Here is an 18,247-nt window from a genome sequence, read left to right on the forward strand (position 1 = left end):
ATATAAAAACTATCTGGCGATCCTCCGTGAGGAGATGATCCCGGCTATGGGATGTACAGAACCGATCGCTCTGGCCTATGGTGCGGCAAGAGCAAGAGAGGTCCTTGGGAAAGAGCCGGAGCGTATCGTAGCAAAATGTTCCGGAAATATCATCAAAAATGTGCGTTGTGTGATCATTCCCAATTCAGGAGGCTTAAAGGGGATTCCTGCAGGTGTGATCCTTGGGGCGGTGGCAGGAGATGCCTCACTGAATATGGAAGTTCTTTCCAAAGTCGATGAAAAGGGCAGGGCACGCTGCCGGGAACTTCTGGAGGCAGATATCTGTAAGGTGGAGCTTCTGGACACGCCGGTAGTCCTTCACATTATCATCGAAATGTATGCCGGTGAAGATGCCGTCAGCCTGGAGATCAAATACGACCATATCAACGTGACCAGGATCAGCAAAAACGGAGAGATCCTCCTTGATGTAGATAAAGCAGTGGAAGAAAAGGAAGAGACGGACCGTGGCCTGTTAAATCTGGAGGATATTCGGGAATTTGCAGATACCGTAGAGCTTTCCGATGTAAAGGAGCTTCTGGATGCGCAGATCAGAAGCAATATGGCCATTGCTCATGAGGGAATGACCGGAAAATACGGCCTGGGTATCGGACGCGTGATCCGTGAAAATTATTCTCACGATATGCTCACCAGAATGAGAAGTCTTACCGCAGCAGCTTCTGAGGCACGTATGGGTGGCTGTGATATGCCGGTTGTTATCAATTCCGGAAGCGGAAATCAGGGAATTGCGTGCTCTGTTCCGCTGATCGTCTATGCAAGAGAGATGGAGCTGCCGGATTACAGCCTCTACAGGGCCCTGGTGTTTTCCAATCTCCTCACAGTTTATCAGAAGCAATATATAGGGAAGCTGTCTGCCTTCTGCGGTGCGGTATCGGCCTCCTGTGCAGCCGGAGCTGCCATTACCTATATGGTAGGCGGAGATATTTCCCTGATCAAAAAAACGATCGAGAATACCCTTGCCAATATTCCGGGAATCATCTGTGATGGGGCCAAGATTTCCTGTGCTGCCAAGATCGCAGCCTGTCTTGACGCAGCCTTCCTGGCGCATCATCTTGCCATGAACGGGCAGTCTTATGCACCTTATACAGGAATTCTCCAGGAAGAAACCGCAGAGACCATCAGCTGTGTGGGTCAGATCGGAAAAGACGGTATGAAGGAAACAGACAGAGAGATCCTCAAGATCATGCTGGAGCATTGATCCGTATCGGAGACGGCACAGATTAAACAGAAAAGGTTGGATTTATGGACAACGAATTAAGAATTGCAATACTGATCGATGCAGATAATGTATCAGACAAATACATCAAGATCATCGTGGATGAAGTGGCAAACATCGGCATAGCCACCTACAAACGGATCTATGGAGACTGGACCAGTGCACGGCTTTCCTCCTGGAAAAAGGTTCTTCTGGAGGATTCCATCATTCCTATCCAGCAGTACAGCTATACCACTGGAAAAAACGCCACCGATTCGGCGATGATCATTGATGCCATGGATATTCTGTATTCCGGAAATGTGGATGGATATTGTATTGTTTCTTCGGACAGTGATTTCACCCGTCTGGCAGCAAGGCTCCGGGAATCCGGAATGCTGGTCCTGGGTATGGGTGAGGAGAAGACGCCGAAGCCGTTTATTTCCGCATGCAACCAGTTTAAATATCTGGATCTTCTCTACCGCAACCAGCAGGAGGAAGAGAAGAAGGAAGATCTGGCTACTGCAGCAGAAGCTAAAAAATCCGGAAACAGCAGCAAACAGAGCAGCTCCGGCTCCAGGAAGAACAAAGATCTCAAGCGGGTGCGCAAGGCCATTAATGCCATCATCGAGAAATTTTCTGACGAAGAGGGATGGCTTTCCTCCGGACAGCTGGGCGATCAGCTTGGGAAACGACTTCCGGATTTTGATGTGCGTAATTACGGATATTCCAAGCTGACCCCCTTTATCAAATCTCTGGGAAATTATGAGACAGGCAGGATCCCCACAGGAAGCGGAGGGAGAAAGCAGATCTATTTCCGGATGAAGGAGGATAAACAATGAAGAATTATCTGGCACCTATGGAGGGCGTAACCAACTGGGTTTACCGGAATGCATATCATGACTGTTTTTATCCCATGGATAAATACTTTACGCCCTTCATCACTGCCAAGCCCAATAAACGTCTCAGCAGCAAGGAGATCAAAGAGGTATCACCGGAAACCAACGGAGATCTTCCGGTGATCCCCCAGATCCTGACCAACAATGCGGAGGATTTTGTGAAAACAGCGCATATCTTCCGGGATGAATACGGACACAGGGAAGTGAATCTCAATCTGGGATGCCCCTCGGGAACTGTCACAGCCAAGGGAAAGGGTGCCGGTTTCCTGGGCGAGCCGGATAAGCTGGAACGTTTTCTGGATGAGATCTTCGAAAAGACCGGGATGGAGATCTCCATAAAAACGAGAGTGGGAACGGATTATGAGGAAGACTGGGAACGGCTTCTTGAGATCTACGGCAGATATCCGCTGAAGGAGCTGATCATCCATCCACGCCTTCTGAAGGATCATTATAAGGGGGTTCCCAGATATGGACTGTATGAGGTGGCAAGGGAAAAGCTGAAGGTTCCCCTGGGATATAACGGGGATATTTTTTCGGTGGAGGCTTATCAGGAAATCCGGGAGAAATTTCCGGATGCAGACAGCGTCATGTACGGAAGAGGCCTGATCGCAAGGCCCTATCTTCTGGATGCCATTATGCAAAAAGAAGACGGAGAAGATCACCGGGAAGAATACCGAAAAAAGCTGCGGCAGTTCCATGACCGTCTTTACCGGGATTATCAGGAATATCTTTCGGGAGAACGAAATGTACTTTTCCGCATGAAGGAATTGTGGAGTTATATGGCACCGGGCTTTACCAATTATGCCAGATATCTGAAAAAGATCAAAAAATCCCAGCATTTTGGTGACTATGAGGCAGCAGTTATGAGCCTTTTTGGAGAACAGGAGATCTTAAAGGTATGAACAGTATAAAAGAAAAATTTGATGAGTTTATTTCCCAGTATCCCATTTTTGAGTATCGTGTGCTGGATACCGGGGATATTAAAGTACAGTCTCGTGTGCGTACGATCTGTAAACAGGAATGTGAACGTTATGGAAGCACATGGGCCTGTCCGCCGGCAGTGGGAGAGCTGTCAGAATGCGAAAAGAAGATCAGGAGCTATCCGAAAGCAGTTTTCTTTTCCAGCGTTGCGGAGGTATCGGATATCATGAACATGAAGGAGATGCTTTCCACAAGAATGGAACACGAAGCGCTTACAGAGAAGGTACGTGATTTTCTGGAGGGAGAGGGCTATGAGACCTTTACGCTTTCCACGGAATCCTGTGACTTCTGTGAACGCTGTGCCTATCTGGACGGAAAACCATGCCGTTTTCCGGAGCATATGCATCCATGTCTGGAAAGCTATGGCGTGGTAGTCAGTGAGATCGTAGAAAAGGAAGCTATGGAATACAATCTGGGTGGAAATACCATTCTCTGGTTTTCCATGGTGCTGATCCGCAGATAAAAGACAAAAAGCAGATACAGTGAAAGATACATAAGAAGAAATCCTCCGGCATAGATTAATGATAAAAGCCGGAGGATTTTTTTAATGAGAAAAATGTCAGCTTTTCTGGAGCTTCCCGGGGAACCGGCATTTCGGGAGGTGCAGGTGATACTTACGGGAAAACGCCGGGCAGTGATCGAAAATTACCGGAATATCCAGAGCTATACAAGGGAGGAGATCCTGATACTGACACCTTCCGGCAGACTTGTGATCCGTGGGAAAAACCTTGTGATCCCCTGCTACACAACCCTTGAACTATGTATCCGCGGGCAGATCGAAAGCATTATGCTGGAGGAGGGAAATAAGTAATGGTCCCAGGTTTTGTGCGGGTTTCTGTTAAGGGACAGCAATGCCAGCGGTTCGTGAACCTTTGCAGAGGCAGGGAAATGGATCTGAAAAGGATCATCCGCACCGGTGAGACGGAGCTTCAGCTGACCATGAAGGTAGCGGATTTTCTGCAGATCTCGCCACTGCGGAGAAAAACAGGGGTACATATCCACATCCTGAAAAAAAAAGGGCCTTTGTTTTTTCTGCTTTTCTGTAAAAGAAGAAAAATGATCCCCGCGGGGTTTCTGGCAGTTTGCTGCCTCCTTTTTTTTCTGTCAGGCAGAGTGTGGAACGTTGAGATCCGGGGAAATATTTTAAATCCCACACCCCAGCTGATGAGCTTTCTGAAAGAGCAGGGGGTCTGTTTCGGAGTATCCAGAAAAAAGATCAGTTGCAGTGCACTTGCAGCTTCCATGCGAAGAGAATTTCCGGAGATCACCTGGGTGTCTGCCGGATTTTCGGGAACGGGCCTGCGTTTTGATATCCGGGAGGGAACTGCCGGAGAAAAAGCAGAGTCGGAAGAAAAATCCTGCAGTTTGTTTTCAACTCTGGACGGTGTGATCGATTCCATGGTCACACGGCAGGGAACTCCTCTTGTCAGGGCCGGGGATGAAATAAAAAAAGGCCAGGAACTGGTTTCCGGGATCGTGGACATCACCGATGACAGTCAGGAGGTCATCCGCTATGCATATGTTCAGGCAGATGCGGATATTTACATCCGACATACCATTGCCTATTACGATACCTTTCCGTTGGACATAGAGAAAAAGGTATGGTCTGATAAAAAGAAAACAAGGCTTTTTTTTCAGCTGGGAAACTGGTTTCTGGACTTTTCCTCTCCTCTGAAACAAAATGAGGAACGCCTCGTCAGTCGGGAACCTCTTTTCAGTATCGGGATTTTTCGTTCTCCTGTTACCCTGGGGATCGCTGCGACCAGGAAGTACGAAGTACAGAAAGAGCAGCTGACAGAGGATGCCGCAAAAAAACAGGCTATACAAAGGCTTTATGCCTATGAAGAAAAATTAATAGAAAAAGGGGTTCAAATATCTGAAAATAATGTTAAAATAGAAATAAATCACCAGGACTGTGTCAGCAGAGGCACTCTTACCGTCATTGAACGGACCGGAAGAGAAGCCCCCACAGAAAAAAAGACGCAGCCAAAAGAAAGGACACCAGAGGATGGCTAGCAGCATTATCGAATTATATGTGGATGTGCCGGCAGACCGCCAGGCGAATATTTTCGGACAGTTTGACGAGCATCTGAAGCTGATCGAACGTACTCTGAACGTAACCATGATCTTCCGTGACGGTTCTCTTAAGATCCTGGGAAGCCAGGAGGGAGCCACACAGGCCAGGGCGATCGTGGAGGAACTGAACACACTTGCGGGCAGAGGCAATACCATCACACAGCAGAATGTGAATTACGCACTTTCCCTTGCCATGGAGAAGATCGGCTCCGTGATGGAGGAGATCGACAAGGATTTTATCTGTAATACCATACAGGGCAGACCCATCAAGCCCAAGACTCTCGGACAGAAGGATTATGTGGAACAGATCCGTAAGAAGATGATCGTGTTCGGCGTGGGACCTGCCGGAACCGGCAAAACCTATCTTGCCATGGCTATGGCAGTAACTGCTTTTCGCAATGAGGAGGTTTCCAGGATCATTCTTACCAGACCGGCCATTGAGGCAGGCGAGAAGCTGGGATTCCTTCCTGGCGATCTCCAGAGCAAGGTCGATCCCTATCTGCGTCCTCTTTATGACGCATTGTATCAGATCATGGGCGCAGACAGCTTTGCCAAAAACATGGAGAAGGGGCTCATCGAGGTTGCACCTCTTGCCTATATGAGGGGACGTACACTGGATAATGCCTTCATCATCCTGGATGAGGCACAGAATACCACACCTGCCCAGATGAAGATGTTCCTGACCAGGATCGGCTTCGGTTCCAAGGTGATCGTCACAGGAGATGCATCCCAGAAGGATCTTCCCAGGGACGCCACGTCTGGTCTGGATGTAGCGATGAAGGTGCTGAAGAAGATCGATGATATCGGATTCTGTCAGCTGACCAGCAAGGATGTTGTACGTCATCCACTTGTACAGCAGATCGTACAGGCCTATGACGATTATGAAAAAAAACAGAAGCCTGCCAAATCCAGGAAGGATGACAGGTATGCTGTGAAAAATAAGGAGTACAGAAGATGACCATAAATATCGAATATGAGACAGATCAGGAGTTAGGCATTGACTATGCTGCCCTTGCATCCCAGGTTGCGGACAAGGTTCTTGAAATGGAAAAATGTCCCTATGACGGACAGGTCAATCTTGTCCTGACAGACAACGAGGAGATCAAGAGGGTAAATACGGAATTCCGGAATATCCAGGCTCCTACGGATGTGCTGTCATTTCCTATGATCCCCTTTGAGACACCGGCGGATTATTCCGTTGTGGAAGAAGATGAGTCCTATTTTGATCTGGACAGTGATGAACTCCTTCTTGGAGATATCATGATCTCCGTGCCCAAGGTTTTTGCCCAGGCAGAGGAATACGGACATAGTGTGACAAGGGAATTCTGTTTCCTGGTGGCACACAGTATGCTGCACCTTCTGGGCTATGATCATATGACAGAGGATGAGGCGAAGGTCATGGAAACCAAGCAGGCAGCGGCACTGAAGGAGCTGGGGATCAACCGCTAGACGGGCTGTCCCACGGAAAAGCTAAGCGGAAAACTCTTCTGCTTTAAGAAAAGGAGGTAATATATGAGAATGAAAAAGACAGGTATCCTGGCAGGTATCACAGCTGCATGCATCTGCATTGCCCAGACTGTTCCCGCTTTTGGAGCAGGGCAGGATCTGGTAGGCTTTGTCCCCAATGAGGAAAAGCAGGAAGAAACCCAGGTAAAGAGCTATCTTACCGGCGAAAATGTTCCGGAGAGCATTGGACGGAGAAGACCGGTTGCCGTGATGATGGGCAACAACAGTGTCGGAGCTCCCCAGAGTGGTATCGGACATGCCGGTGTTGTCTACGAAGCGCCGGTGGAAGGTAATATTACCCGTCTTATGGGCATTCTCGAAGATTACAATGGGCTGGAACGGATCGGTTCCGTTCGCAGCTGCCGTGACTATTATCTCTTTTATGCCAACGAATTTAATGCGATCTATGCCCACTACGGACAGGCTGCCTATGCACTGCCTTATCTGGAGCAGCATGTGATCGATAACCTCAACGGGATCCAGATTGGCAAGCTTGCTTTTTTCCGCACAACAGACAGGAAGGCACCTCACAATGCCTACACAGATGCCAGTCACCTTCAGGCAGGCATAGATGCCATGGGATACAGCCAGGAATATAAAGAAGAATATACCGGACATTATCTTTTTGCAGAAGATGGTACAGAGACTGTACCGGATGGGATCACAGCCAGCCTTGTGAAGCTGGATAATTTTACTGACAATCATCCGTGGTATGAATACGATGAAGAGACAAAGGAATATAAGAGATTCCAGTTTGGCAAGGAACATGTGGATCAGCTGGATAATGAACCGCTTACCTGCGACAATATCATCCTTCAGTATTCATCCTGCCCGGCCTACGATGGAAACGGCTATCTGAATATTGATGCCATTTCCGGCGGAGAGGGCAAGTTTATTACCAGAGGCAAAGCTATTGATATCCGCTGGGAGAAGGATTCTCCATGGGGGATCACGCATTATTACGACGGAAATGAACAGGAGATCCGCCTGAATCCGGGTACTACCTGGGTGGAGATCGTACAGAATGACCGGATCGATTCCGTTACTTATCAGTAAGACTAATATACAGGTATCAGGAGAAACAAAAAACATGAACGCAAATTACAGGGAACGACTGAAAGACAAGAAACGCATTGTTATCAAGATCGGATCATCATCACTGATCCACGCAGAAACAGGAAGACTGGATTTCCGTAAGCTGGAGATCCTGGCCAGAGAGCTCAGTGACCTTCATAACCAGGGGAAAGACGTAGTGCTGGTATCCTCCGGAGCCATTGCGGTAGGTGCAGCTGCACTGGGTATGAAGGGAAAGCCGGCAGAGCTTGAGAAAAAGCAGGCCTGTGCAGCTGTGGGACAGGCCAGGCTGATGACCATTTATCAGAAGCTTTTCGGGGAATACAATCAGATGGTGGCACAGATCCTGATGACCAAGAATACCATGGTCAACAATACCAACCGCAGGAATGCCCAGAATACCTTCCAGCAGCTTCTGGCAGAAAAGGTGATCCCTATTGTAAATGAGAACGACTCGGTATCCTCCTACGAATTCCAGAACCTGGTAAAATTCGGAGACAACGATACCCTTTCCTCTGTGGTTGCTGCACTGATCGATGCGGATCTTCTGATCCTCATGTCCGATATTGACGGTCTTTTTACAGACGATCCCAATTCCAATCCGGATGCACAGTTTATCGACATTGTAGAAAACATGGATGATAATATGCGTAAGCTTGGCAAATCCTCCACAGGAAGCAATGTCGGTACCGGTGGAATGGCAACCAAGCTTACCGCTGCGATCATCGCCACTGCGGCAGGGGCGGACATGGTCATTGCCAACGGAAACGACTTCCACAACATCCACAGGATCGTGGAAGGCAGGAGCTGCGGAACATTATTTGTAGGAAACAAGAAGGAAGAATTCTTCCTCATTGATTATATCGAAAAACTGCTTTAAGGAGAATAACATTATGATGGACAATATCAAGATCGACAGGATCAACGCACTGGCACATAAACAGAAAAGTGTAGGTCTTACCGAGGAAGAAAAGGTGGAACAGGCGAAGCTTCGGAGAGAATATCTGGATGCAGTGAAAGGAAATCTCCGTGCGCATCTGAATAATATCGATATCAAAGAAAAGGATGGCAGCATCACCAATCTTGGAGAAAAATATGGAAGAAAAAAAGGAAATTAGAAAAAAGATCTTCAAAGCCAGAAAAGAACATACCGATGCCTGGATCCGGGAAAACAGTCTCCGGATCACAGAGGCCCTGACACAGCTTCCGGAATACCGGAATGCAGAACGGATCATGGCATACGCAGATTATAACCATGAAGTGATCACACGCTATATCATCGAGCAAGCCTGGAAAGACGGCAAGGAAGTGGCAGTGCCAAAGGTTTTCGGAAAGGATATGGTATTTTACAGACTGACCGATTTCAGTCAGCTAGAATCCGGCTACTTCGGGATCCCTGAGCCAAAGGAAGACGGAGAAACGGTTTCTTGGGAAGAAGCCATGATGGTCATGCCCGGGGTGGCTTTTGACGTGAATTGCAACCGGGTAGGCTATGGCGGCGGTTTTTATGACCGTTTTCTGGAAAAACATCCGGAGGTCTGCCGCGTTGCAGTAGGATTTTCCTTCCAGATCCTTCCGGAGGTTCCCACAGAGCCTACGGATATCCGTCCGCAGGTCATTGTGACGGAAGAGAATATATACCGCGATGCACAGTAAGATATTGCTGTAAAGACAGAAAGAAAGGCAGGAATATTTGGAAATGAATGAAATGCTTGAAAAACTGGGACAGAATGCGAAAGATGCGGAGACAGTCCTTCGAAATCTTTCCACAAATGACAAAAATATAACCCTGGAAGCTGTGGCAAAGGCTCTTGTCGCTCATACAGATGAGATCCTGAAGGCCAATGCCCTGGATGTGGAAAACGGCAAAAAGAATCAGATGCCGGAAGGACTGATTGACCGTCTGATGCTGACACCGGAGCGGATCGAAGGAATGGCAGACGGACTTCGTCAGCTTACCGGTCTTGAAGATCCCATCGGGGAAGTTACCGGTATGAAAAAACGTCCCAACGGACTTCTGATCGGACAGAAACGTGTTCCCTTAGGTGTGATCGGCATCATTTACGAAGCGCGTCCCAATGTTACCTCAGATGCATTCGGTCTCTGCTTCAAAACCGGAAATGTCGTGATCCTGAAGGGTGGAAGCGACGCAATTCATTCCAATACTGCCATTGTCAACTGTATCCGTGAGGCATTGAAGGCCTGCGGCATTATCGAGGATGCTATCCAGCTGATCCAGGATACCTCCAGAGAAACGGCTGCGGAATTTATGAAGCTGAACCGGTATGTGGATGTACTGATCCCACGTGGCGGAAGAGGACTGATCAAAGCAGTGGTAAACCAGAGTACGATCCCTGTCATCGAGACCGGAACCGGAAACTGCCATATCTATGTGGACGAGACTGCAGACCTTCAGATGGCAGCGGATATTGTGATCAATGCAAAGACCCAGCGTGTGGGTGTATGCAATGCATGCGAGTCCCTTCTTGTAAACCGTAAGGTGAAGGATGATTTTCTGCCGGTACTGGCCGGACGCCTTAAGGAGAAGCATGTGGAGGTCCGTGCAGATGAAGCGGCAAAGGCTCTGATGCCGGGAGCAGTTCCTGCAACAGAAGAGGACTGGGGAACAGAATATCTTGACTATATCCTTTCTGTAAAGGTAGTGGATTCCGTGGAGGAAGCCATTGCACATATCAATAAATATAATACAAAGCATTCGGAGGCTATCATTACCAATGATTATACCCATGCCCAGAAATTCCTGGATGAGGTAGATGCAGCGGCAGTTTATGTGAACGCTTCTACCAGATTCACCGATGGAAACGAATTTGGATTCGGTGCGGAGATCGGGATCAGCACCCAGAAGCTCCATGCCAGAGGCCCAATGGGACTCCTTGCACTGACCACCACCAAGTATATCATTTATGGTAATGGACAGGTACGTCCGTAAAACAGATAAAGTAAAGCGGATTCTTTGGTCCGCTTTACTTTTTTGAAGCGTTGTGCTATACTTTTTTGTAATTGGATTTAAACAGACTAACTCATAACAGGAGGACTTATAAATGAAAAAAAAGCAGCTTTTTGCAGTCCTGCTTGCAGGTTCCATGACTGTTGGAATGGCACCTGCCGCAGCGTTTGCCGCTGAAGATACCGGAGCGGTAACAGAGGCAGAAGCACCGACTGCAGACGAGAATACAGAAACACCAGATGACGGAGCAGCTGTGGATGACCAGTCCCAGAGTGAAGCCGACGCCCAGGCGGCAGCAGAAGCCCAGGCAGCGGCTCAGGCAGAGGCCGAAGCCCAGGCAGCAGCCCAGGCTCAGGCGGAGGCAGAAGCGCAGGCAGCAGCCCAGGCCCAGGCGGAAGCAGAAGCCCAGGCAGCAGCTCAGGCTCAGGCGGAAGAGGCGCAGCAGGAGCAGCAAACTACTGCGGCAGATGCAACGGTTACTACTGCGGCAGAACTTCAGGTAGCGATTAATAATGCACCTGATTTTGCAGGGTCTATTGATGATAGTGATTTATATACATCTGCTTATAAGATTCTGATCAGTGCATCGTTTAATCTCACAGATACTATTACCGTTCCTGCCAATAAAAATATTGCAATTTTTGGTGCAACAAATGCTACAACTGTAGTTGGACGTGGAAGTGTTGCAGGAGATATGTTCAAAGTAAGTGCAGGAAGTATTTTGTCCATGACACAGAATGAAGGTGACGGCTCCTCAGAAATCGGTAAACTTTCTGTTGAAGGTAATAAAGACGATGGAACTGCAGCCGATGGATCGATCGTTTCAGTAGAAGCTGGCGCTAAATTTGTGATGACGACAGGTGTTACCCTTTCCAAGAATGTTTCCACTGCAGCAGGAGCGGCAGTTAAAAACAGCGGTAAACTTGTAATTACAGGTGGAGAGATCAAAGATAATGTATCTACAGGCGGAGCTGTTTACAGCACAGGTACAGTTTCACTTGAAAAAGGTGAGGGTGCGTCTGATGACGAACCAAAGATCATCGAGAACTATACAAGCGCAGAAAAGAGCGTAAAATCCAATATCGTATTAGGACAGCAGGATCAGAGTGCTGGAAGTATCATCATTGCTGGTGCATTTGAGAACCAGAATGTTGGATATTCCGTAGAGAATCCGGCAGTTGACTATACAGTTTTCCAGAAGCCTGAATCTTTAGCTGCGGATGCATTTGCAAAGGCAATTAAGGCGATGAGCTATGAAGGCGACCAGAGTTATGGAATAAATACAGCTACAGGTCTGCTTGTTTCCAACATTCCAACGATTAATATTGATAATCCTACAAGTAAAGAAGCAAATACTGTTTCTGTAACCTTCACATCTGATAAAGCAGGTACATATTACTATAAATATGTTGCAAAAGGTGCGGAAGCTCCGACCATCGAGACAGCTACAGAAGGTGGAACGGTTAAGGCAGGAGAAACTACTTCCCTGAAACTTACCAAGGTCACAGACAAGACTATTGACCTTTATGTATGGGTAAAAGAAAGTGAAAGTGGTAACGCCATTGTTGGTGAAGGTGTAAAGAAGGATATTGCAGTAACACAGGCACAGAATCCAGTTGATCCGAAACCGGCAGCACCAAAGGTTACAAAAATCAGCGCAGAAAGTAAAACAGCAACAACTGCAGAAGTAGTTCTTCAGTCTGATAAGAGTGGTACATGCTATTACAAATGGGTGGCAAAGGGAGCGGATAAACCTTCCATTACAACTAAAGACAGCAAGATTGCGGTCACCGCAAAAAAAGATTGTAAGATTGATCTGAAAAATCTGGAAGGTGATGCGATTGATCTCTATGTGCAGGTAGTAGCAAAAGATGGATCAAAGACAGCAGTGACCAAGATTGCAACTGTTACTTTGAAAGAAACAGCTAAAACACCTGCGAAGATTTCCAACGTAAGCTACAAATGGAAAGGTCATACATCTGCGACTGTAACTATGCGTTCTGATAAAGCAGGTGTGTACTATTATGAATGGGTAAAACGTGGTTCCAAAGCTCCGACAGTTGATAAAATGAGCAAAGGAACAAAGGTTTCCGCAAATAAGGATTTCACGATCAGTTTGAAAGATTTGGATGCAAACAATGCGATTGATGTTTATGTGAGTATCAAAGGAACTGACGGAACTGTAAGTACACCAAAGAAGATTACATTGGATGAAGCTAAGCGTCCGGCAAATGTCAGATGGGTTGGCTTTTCATGGATCAACCATACATCTGCGAATGTTACCCTTATTTCGAATAAGAGCGGTACCTGTTATTATAAATGGGTTTCTCGTAACAGTGATGGCACATCTGCCACTCCGAAAGATCTTACATCTACCGGAAAACAGATAACATTTACTGCTGATAAGAAATTTAATATCGGTCTTGAGGATTTAGATTCTGACAACCCAATTGATCTTTATATCCAGATCAAAGATAAAAATGGTGTTTTGACGAATCCATTGAAAATAGCATTTAAAGAAGATTCCAGACCGAAAGTTGCAGATCCAACTCCGACTGACACACCGGATGCATACATCCCAAATGTAAAAGAGAGCGTAGTACAGGGACTGGATGAGGCAATTCAGTTCTATCCGAATCAGTTCTATGAATTTACTGTGATCGGTGCAGGAACAACCAATCAGGATCCAAATGAGGGTGATGTGAAGTGGGTTCCGGTTTACTGGAGTACAGCTGCAAACCCAACCCAGAGCCAGATGCATACAGCATGGAAGATTGGTTCCGGCAAGGGAATCAACAAAGACGCTACATACAACCTGTACGTATTCTTCCAGAAATACATCTACACCGGTGGTCAGTGGCAGGAGACAGACACCATTGAATCCGCAGTATATCAGTTTAGGTCTGCAAAACTGACACCTACCGGAACTCCGGGAGCAGACGGTACATACGGTACCGGCGGCCAGACAGGTTCTGATCCGGATGCAACCATAACAGGAGAGGCATCTGCAACATCCTCCAATGGAGGCAACGGAACCAGATCTAAGAATGCAGTATCAACAGCCGATAACTCACCGATCGGAACCATGTCCGCACTGGCAGTGGCATCCCTTCTTGCAGGTGGATATGTGATCGTGAGAAGAAGAAAAAAGAACATCTAAACGCACAATAGCCAAAATAGCATAACAAATAAAAAAACACCGGTTTTCCGAAAGAACAGGAAAGCCGGTGTTTTTTTGTAAAGATAAATTTACAGATTTTTTTTCTTATAGATAAACCAGGAAGCTGCAATGCTGAATGCAATTAGATAGACTGTCAGGATCAGGACACTGAGGTAATTGACACCACCGCCGGAAGCAATGGTACGGATCAGATGACTGGTCTGTGACAGTGGAAGAGCAGCTACAAAATTCCCAAGAAAGCCCGGGATCTTCTCTGTAGAGAAGAAGGTGTTGCACAAAAAAGCCATTGGCATAATGATATAATTGGAAAAACGAGGTACATCCGCATGGTTTTTGGCAAGGAAAGAAACCACAACACCGATGGCTGAAAATACAGCACCGTTGAGGAACATCACCAGCAATGACCATCCGTTGAACACAAGACCGGTTCCGATCGGCATGGTCAGAAGAAGGATGATTCCTCCTGCATAAAGCCCGCGGAGACTGCCTCCGATGATCTGTCCGGCAATAAACTGCCACAGAGGTGTCGGAGATATCATAACCTGGTCAAAGGCTTTCTCATAAAGACGCTGCACATTCAGATTCTGTGCGATAGCATTAAAGCTTCCGTTCATTGTAGTCAGTGAAACTACACCAGGGATCAGGAAATTCAGATAAGGCTCTCCGTGTGAGGAGGTCTGAATCCCCATTCCAAAAACAATCAGATACATCAGCGGCGCGATCATGGCCGCCAGCGTGATCTTATAGAAATCCCTTCGGAACTCCACCCATTTTTCCCATAAAATAGTAAGTATTCCCATGATAATTCATCGTCCATTCTATTAAATTATAAGATAACTGTGGCTGACGCCGGCTTATCGCTGCATCAGATGCCTGCCTGCGCGCTCCACAAAAACATCCTCCAGAGTTGTCTCGCGAAGGGTGCACTGTCCGTCCAGAGAGGACAGAAAAGAGATGGCTTCTTCCCGACTGTGGAAGTAGTGGCTTTTTGCCCCTTCCGGTGTTTCCTGATCTACGGTGTATTTGCCCAGTCCGTCGATCAGGCCCGATGGAGTATTGATCTCCTCTAGTTTTCCGTGATCCATAAGTGCTACCCGGTTGCAGAGAGACTGTGCCTCTTCCATATAGTGGGTTGTCAGAAGAATGGTCAGATTTTTTCCGTTCAGCTGACGGAGAAGATTCCACATTTGTCGTCTGGATAGCGCGTCCATGCCTGCAGTGGGCTCGTCCAGAAGAAGGATCTCCGGACTTGTGAGAAGTGCCCGGCATACCATAAGCTTTCGTTTCATACCACCGGAAAGCTTCCTTACAGTCCGCTTGCGGAAGGGAAGAAGTCCACAGAAATCCAGAAGCTCTTCAGTTTTCCGTTTGATCTCTTTTCGTGGCATGAAATAAAGACGGCCCTGATATTCCATGATCTCGTCCATGTTCATATCCTGGCGCATGGAATATTCCTGCGTGATCACGCTGATCTTGCGCTTCAGATCCGGTCGGTTGCGTCCAAGTGTCTGCCCATCAATGAGGATTTCGCCCTCTGTGGGCAGGAGCAGAGTGGAAAGCAGACTGATCGTGGTGGTCTTTCCGGCACCGTTGGGTCCCAGCAGACCGAAAAATTCGCCGGTTTCTATGCGAAGATCCAGAGAATCCACAGCAGTAAAACTGTCGAATTTTTTTGTGAGATTTTTTGTTTCGATCATCTCTGTTCATTTCCTTTCGTTTGTATACAAATTTCACTCTATTATACTGGAAAAGAAGAGACATTTCAACAATTCTGAGATGTTCTTTACAGAAAAGGGGCGTTGTGTTATAGTGATACGAAGGAAAAACAGAAAACGGAGAGAAAACCATGAAACACAGGATGAGAACAATAATGCTGCTTCTTCTGACTATGCTGCTGCTATGCCCGATACAGGTTCTGGCTGCAGGTGGAGAGAACGCAGTGAAGACAGATCTGGAGGACGGAGAATATTCCATACAGGTGGAGCTGGAAGGCGGAAGCGGAAAGGCCAGCGTTTCTTCCCCCACATTGATGCTGGTAAAGAATGGGAAGATGTATGCACGGCTCCAGTGGAGCAGCTCCAACTATGATTATATGATCGTAGATGGGGAAAAATATCTCAACGAGAGCGAGGAAGGCAGAAATTCTGTTTTTACTGTCCCGGTAACTGCCCTGGATGATAAGATGGAAGTGATCGCAGATACACTGGCCATGGGCGCCCCGCATGAGATCGATTATACGCTGACCTTTTATGAGGCTTCCATTGGCTCCAAGGGCCAGCTTCCTCAGGAGGCAGCAAAAAGAGTGGTTGCAGTTGCGCTGGTGATCATCATCGGCGGCGGTATCCTGAATTATTTTGTAAACAAAAGGAATCGGTGTTAAACCGGTTCTTTTTTTATGCCCTTTCGCATAATATACATAATAATGAACATGTATAAAGATGGAAGGAAGGGAACATCATGGATACAGTACAGGATAAAACCTACGAAGCAATTTATTATTCACTGTGGGAGGCAGCCAGGCGTTACAGCAGCTTTACACAGTTTCGGGTAATCGGAAAAAGCCACGATGACCGGATGATCCCTATGCTGGAGATCGGACAGGGAGATGCCTGTATTTTCTGTGTGGCCGGTTTTTCCGGAACGGATGGACAGATGACGGACAGGCTTACCAGGATGGCACTGGAGCTTTGCAGAATATATGAATGCAACTGGACCGTGGACGAGCTTTATGAGGTAAAAAAGCTCCTGGATCAGACCAGGCTTTGTATCATACCGGTGGTCAATCCGGATGGATATGAGATCTGCCGGAAGGGCTACAATACTGTGCGAAATCCCATTTTCCGTCAGATGCTGAAAATGCAGGATGTTCCCTGCGATGAATTCGAGGGAAATGCAAGAGGAATGGATACTGCAAGGAATTTTCCTACTACCTTCTGCAGCAGAAAAAAGATCCATCAGCAGCCTGCCAGTGAAAATGAGACACGTGCACTGATCCGGATCTTTCAGGAATACGGAGGACGTGGCCTGCTGGTTTTCTGCGGATATGGAAAAAAGGTGGTTTATTATCGGCGGGATCAGAATTTTTCCACTGGTCAGAGATGCTACCGTCTTGCACGTCACTTAAAAAAATGTACCAGGGGAAAGCTGGAGCAGCTTGCAATAGAACGAGAAGCGCAGAACGGGCGAAGGAGCACAGGCAGGCCGGAACAGTATTACGGAGAAATGATCCGCCAGCCGGCTTTCCGGATCGAATTGCCGGTAAATTCCGGAAATAAAGAAGAGGAAGAACGGGAAATCCGTGATCTGATGCTGCTTCCATTGGAATATATTTACTCTCTGGTACAGCTGTAAAAAAATCTGGCGTTGCACGGATGCAGGGTCTGTCAGCTTATGAAAAATAGGGTGACAGACATACCCGCTGAGAAACCAGTGTCGAATCCTGTCGGACGAATTTGATTGACTTCCGGATCTGCGGACCCTATAATAACATCATCTGAAACAAATCTTTTTTAACAAATGTCGCAGGAATCTTTCACCTCTGTAAGTAATGAGAGGAACTGCACATCTGAGCATATCTGCTCGAATAATTTCCATTCAGTATTTTTGCTGTATTATTATTTTGATCATGCTTGTCCTCACTTCAAAATCTGTGAGTTTAAGTGATGGGAGCATGTTGCGAATTGCCATATTAACTGCTATACAGGGAGGACTTTTTTATGGCTCAATTTATGTGGGGCAGGTCTCCGCCGGAATTTTCCTGATATCCGAACACTGTTTCTTTCCCTGCAGAGGGAAGTGATCATCAAATATCGTATGTAGAACAGAATACAGGAATGAAAATATTTTTTCGATGTATCGGCAACACAGTTCTGGGACTGATGCTGGTGATGGCATTGGTGCTTCTTATTCCCGGACTTTTCGGGATCCGGCCCTATGTGGTCTATTCCGGATCCATGGAACCTGAGATCCCAACCGGAGCTGTGGTTTTTACAAAGGAAGGAGAGTTTTCTCCGAAAAAGGGAGATATCATTACTTTTCATAACGGAGATACCGTTGTCACCCACAGAGTGGTTAAAAAAGAAAAGGATATCTTTATCACAAAAGGTGACGCCAACAAGACAGAAGATCCTGTTCCCGCAGAGGCGTCACAGATCATCGGGCGGGTAGTCTTTCACCTGCCTTATCTGGGCTACGTGATCCATTTTCTGAAAGCCCGGATCCCTTTTGCCGCAGTTTGCATAGCGGCATGTCTGTCAGTACTCTTTGATCTGGCATATACCCCAAAAAAGAAAAAAATACAGGGAGGAATTTAA

19 protein-coding genes are annotated in these 18,247 nt (G+C 47.0%); 17 read left to right on the forward strand and 2 right to left on the reverse strand.

What is annotated here, in order from left to right; genetic code table 11:
• Window positions 1–34 precede the first annotated feature (34 nt).
• From EAI83_RS07165 to EAI83_RS17220, 14 genes are all read left to right on the forward strand, one after another.
• Window positions 35–1,255 carry an L-cysteine desulfidase family protein gene (locus EAI83_RS07165; RefSeq protein ID WP_129974924.1) on the forward strand — a complete coding sequence of 407 codons (1,221 nt, stop codon included), beginning with the start codon at window positions 35–37 and terminating at the stop codon, window positions 1,253–1,255.
• A 44-nt stretch (window positions 1,256–1,299) separates the two neighbouring features.
• On the forward strand, window positions 1,300–2,091 hold the full coding sequence (locus tag EAI83_RS07170; protein WP_022426781.1) for an NYN domain-containing protein: 792 nt from the start codon (window positions 1,300–1,302) through the stop codon (window positions 2,089–2,091).
• Window positions 2,088–3,050 (forward strand): tRNA dihydrouridine synthase, encoded by a 963-nt coding sequence (locus EAI83_RS07175; protein ID WP_129974885.1) that lies wholly within the window; start codon window positions 2,088–2,090, stop codon window positions 3,048–3,050. Before EAI83_RS07170 ends, EAI83_RS07175 begins: the two co-directional genes overlap by 4 nt.
• Entirely contained in the window at window positions 3,047–3,592 is a 546-nt protein-coding gene (locus tag EAI83_RS07180) for a DUF2284 domain-containing protein (protein ID WP_015524841.1), read from the forward strand. The genes EAI83_RS07175 and EAI83_RS07180 overlap by 4 nt, the downstream gene beginning before the upstream one ends.
• Window positions 3,593–3,676: 84 nt before the next feature.
• Window positions 3,677–3,940 carry a YabP/YqfC family sporulation protein gene (locus EAI83_RS07185; RefSeq protein ID WP_015524842.1) on the forward strand — a complete coding sequence of 88 codons (264 nt, stop codon included), beginning with the start codon at window positions 3,677–3,679 and terminating at the stop codon, window positions 3,938–3,940.
• Window positions 3,940–5,145, forward strand: coding sequence for a sporulation protein YqfD (locus EAI83_RS07190; RefSeq protein WP_129974887.1), 1,206 nt, complete (start codon window positions 3,940–3,942; stop codon window positions 5,143–5,145). Before EAI83_RS07185 ends, EAI83_RS07190 begins: the two co-directional genes overlap by 1 nt.
• A complete protein-coding gene (locus EAI83_RS07195) occupies window positions 5,138–6,163 on the forward strand; it encodes a PhoH family protein (protein ID WP_114002426.1) in 1,026 nt (341 codons plus the stop codon). Before EAI83_RS07190 ends, EAI83_RS07195 begins: the two co-directional genes overlap by 8 nt.
• Window positions 6,160–6,654 carry an rRNA maturation RNase YbeY gene (ybeY, locus tag EAI83_RS07200; protein WP_129974889.1) on the forward strand — a complete coding sequence of 165 codons (495 nt, stop codon included), beginning with the start codon at window positions 6,160–6,162 and terminating at the stop codon, window positions 6,652–6,654. The genes EAI83_RS07195 and ybeY overlap by 4 nt, the downstream gene beginning before the upstream one ends.
• A gap of 63 nt (window positions 6,655–6,717) precedes the next feature.
• Window positions 6,718–7,767 carry a DUF3048 domain-containing protein gene (locus EAI83_RS07205; RefSeq protein ID WP_243113457.1) on the forward strand — a complete coding sequence of 350 codons (1,050 nt, stop codon included), beginning with the start codon at window positions 6,718–6,720 and terminating at the stop codon, window positions 7,765–7,767.
• 34 nt (window positions 7,768–7,801) lie between these two features.
• Entirely contained in the window at window positions 7,802–8,665 is an 864-nt protein-coding gene (gene proB / locus EAI83_RS07210; RefSeq protein WP_044960851.1) for a glutamate 5-kinase, read from the forward strand.
• A gap of 16 nt (window positions 8,666–8,681) precedes the next feature.
• A complete protein-coding gene (locus tag EAI83_RS07215) occupies window positions 8,682–8,903 on the forward strand; it encodes a DUF896 domain-containing protein (RefSeq protein WP_044960849.1) in 222 nt (73 codons plus the stop codon).
• Window positions 8,881–9,441, forward strand: coding sequence for a 5-formyltetrahydrofolate cyclo-ligase (locus EAI83_RS07220; protein WP_022426775.1), 561 nt, complete (start codon window positions 8,881–8,883; stop codon window positions 9,439–9,441). Before EAI83_RS07215 ends, EAI83_RS07220 begins: the two co-directional genes overlap by 23 nt.
• A 43-nt stretch (window positions 9,442–9,484) precedes the next feature.
• Window positions 9,485–10,735 (forward strand): glutamate-5-semialdehyde dehydrogenase, encoded by a 1,251-nt coding sequence (locus EAI83_RS07225; RefSeq protein WP_129974891.1) that lies wholly within the window; start codon window positions 9,485–9,487, stop codon window positions 10,733–10,735.
• 112 nt (window positions 10,736–10,847) lie between these two features.
• A complete protein-coding gene (locus EAI83_RS17220; protein WP_192926474.1) occupies window positions 10,848–13,913 on the forward strand; it encodes a hypothetical protein in 3,066 nt (1,021 codons plus the stop codon).
• 89 nt (window positions 13,914–14,002) lie between these two features.
• Here the strand turns inward: EAI83_RS17220 and EAI83_RS07235 are convergent, their stop codons facing one another.
• Together EAI83_RS07235 and EAI83_RS07240 are read right to left on the reverse strand one after the other, a co-directional pair.
• Complete coding sequence (locus tag EAI83_RS07235; protein ID WP_021650531.1) at window positions 14,003–14,734, reverse strand: ABC transporter permease; 732 nt, start codon at window positions 14,732–14,734, stop codon at window positions 14,003–14,005.
• A 54-nt stretch (window positions 14,735–14,788) separates the two neighbouring features.
• Window positions 14,789–15,631 (reverse strand): ABC transporter ATP-binding protein, encoded by an 843-nt coding sequence (locus tag EAI83_RS07240; protein ID WP_021650530.1) that lies wholly within the window; start codon window positions 15,629–15,631, stop codon window positions 14,789–14,791.
• Window positions 15,632–15,780: 149 nt separating this feature from the next.
• Here EAI83_RS07240 and EAI83_RS07245 point away from each other — a divergent pair, with 149 nt between their 5' ends.
• From EAI83_RS07245 to EAI83_RS07255, 3 genes are all read left to right on the forward strand, one after another.
• The gene (locus EAI83_RS07245) at window positions 15,781–16,314 is read left to right on the forward strand and encodes a hypothetical protein (protein WP_243113458.1); all 534 of its coding nucleotides are present in this window, start codon (window positions 15,781–15,783) and stop codon (window positions 16,312–16,314) included.
• A 77-nt stretch (window positions 16,315–16,391) separates the two neighbouring features.
• Window positions 16,392–17,285, forward strand: coding sequence for a M14 family zinc carboxypeptidase (locus tag EAI83_RS07250; RefSeq protein ID WP_015524854.1), 894 nt, complete (start codon window positions 16,392–16,394; stop codon window positions 17,283–17,285).
• A gap of 482 nt (window positions 17,286–17,767) precedes the next feature.
• Complete coding sequence (locus EAI83_RS07255) at window positions 17,768–18,247, forward strand: signal peptidase I (protein ID WP_021650528.1); 480 nt, start codon at window positions 17,768–17,770, stop codon at window positions 18,245–18,247.

It is taken from the genome of Blautia sp. aa_0143, assembly GCF_004167315.1.
GTDB classification, from domain to species: Bacteria; Bacillota; Clostridia; order Lachnospirales; family Lachnospiraceae; genus Blautia_A; species Blautia_A fusiformis.

Bases quoted from the DNA above. Each gene is read 5' to 3' on its own strand.
- EAI83_RS07250 (WP_015524854.1), top strand. From the start codon at position 16,392: ATGGATACAGTACAGGATAAAACCTACGAAGCAATTTATTATTCACTG.
- EAI83_RS07245 (WP_243113458.1), top strand. From the start codon at position 15,781: ATGAAACACAGGATGAGAACAATAATGCTGCTTCTTCTGACTATGCTG.
- EAI83_RS07240 (WP_021650530.1), bottom strand. From the start codon at position 15,631: ATGATCGAAACAAAAAATCTCACAAAAAAATTCGACAGTTTTACTGCT.
- EAI83_RS07215 (WP_044960849.1), top strand. From the start codon at position 8,682: ATGGACAATATCAAGATCGACAGGATCAACGCACTGGCACATAAACAG.
- EAI83_RS07255 (WP_021650528.1), top strand. From the start codon at position 17,768: ATGAAAATATTTTTTCGATGTATCGGCAACACAGTTCTGGGACTGATG.
- proB (WP_044960851.1), top strand. From the start codon at position 7,802: ATGAACGCAAATTACAGGGAACGACTGAAAGACAAGAAACGCATTGTT.
- EAI83_RS07220 (WP_022426775.1), top strand. From the start codon at position 8,881: ATGGAAGAAAAAAAGGAAATTAGAAAAAAGATCTTCAAAGCCAGAAAA.
- EAI83_RS07225 (WP_129974891.1), top strand. From the start codon at position 9,485: ATGAATGAAATGCTTGAAAAACTGGGACAGAATGCGAAAGATGCGGAG.
- EAI83_RS07235 (WP_021650531.1), bottom strand. From the start codon at position 14,734: ATGGGAATACTTACTATTTTATGGGAAAAATGGGTGGAGTTCCGAAGG.
- ybeY (WP_129974889.1), top strand. From the start codon at position 6,160: ATGACCATAAATATCGAATATGAGACAGATCAGGAGTTAGGCATTGAC.
- EAI83_RS17220 (WP_192926474.1), top strand. From the start codon at position 10,848: ATGAAAAAAAAGCAGCTTTTTGCAGTCCTGCTTGCAGGTTCCATGACT.
- EAI83_RS07165 (WP_129974924.1), top strand. From the start codon at position 35: ATGATCCCGGCTATGGGATGTACAGAACCGATCGCTCTGGCCTATGGT.
- EAI83_RS07195 (WP_114002426.1), top strand. From the start codon at position 5,138: ATGGCTAGCAGCATTATCGAATTATATGTGGATGTGCCGGCAGACCGC.
- EAI83_RS07175 (WP_129974885.1), top strand. From the start codon at position 2,088: ATGAAGAATTATCTGGCACCTATGGAGGGCGTAACCAACTGGGTTTAC.
- EAI83_RS07185 (WP_015524842.1), top strand. From the start codon at position 3,677: ATGAGAAAAATGTCAGCTTTTCTGGAGCTTCCCGGGGAACCGGCATTT.
- EAI83_RS07180 (WP_015524841.1), top strand. From the start codon at position 3,047: ATGAACAGTATAAAAGAAAAATTTGATGAGTTTATTTCCCAGTATCCC.
- EAI83_RS07170 (WP_022426781.1), top strand. From the start codon at position 1,300: ATGGACAACGAATTAAGAATTGCAATACTGATCGATGCAGATAATGTA.
- EAI83_RS07205 (WP_243113457.1), top strand. From the start codon at position 6,718: ATGAGAATGAAAAAGACAGGTATCCTGGCAGGTATCACAGCTGCATGC.
- EAI83_RS07190 (WP_129974887.1), top strand. From the start codon at position 3,940: ATGGTCCCAGGTTTTGTGCGGGTTTCTGTTAAGGGACAGCAATGCCAG.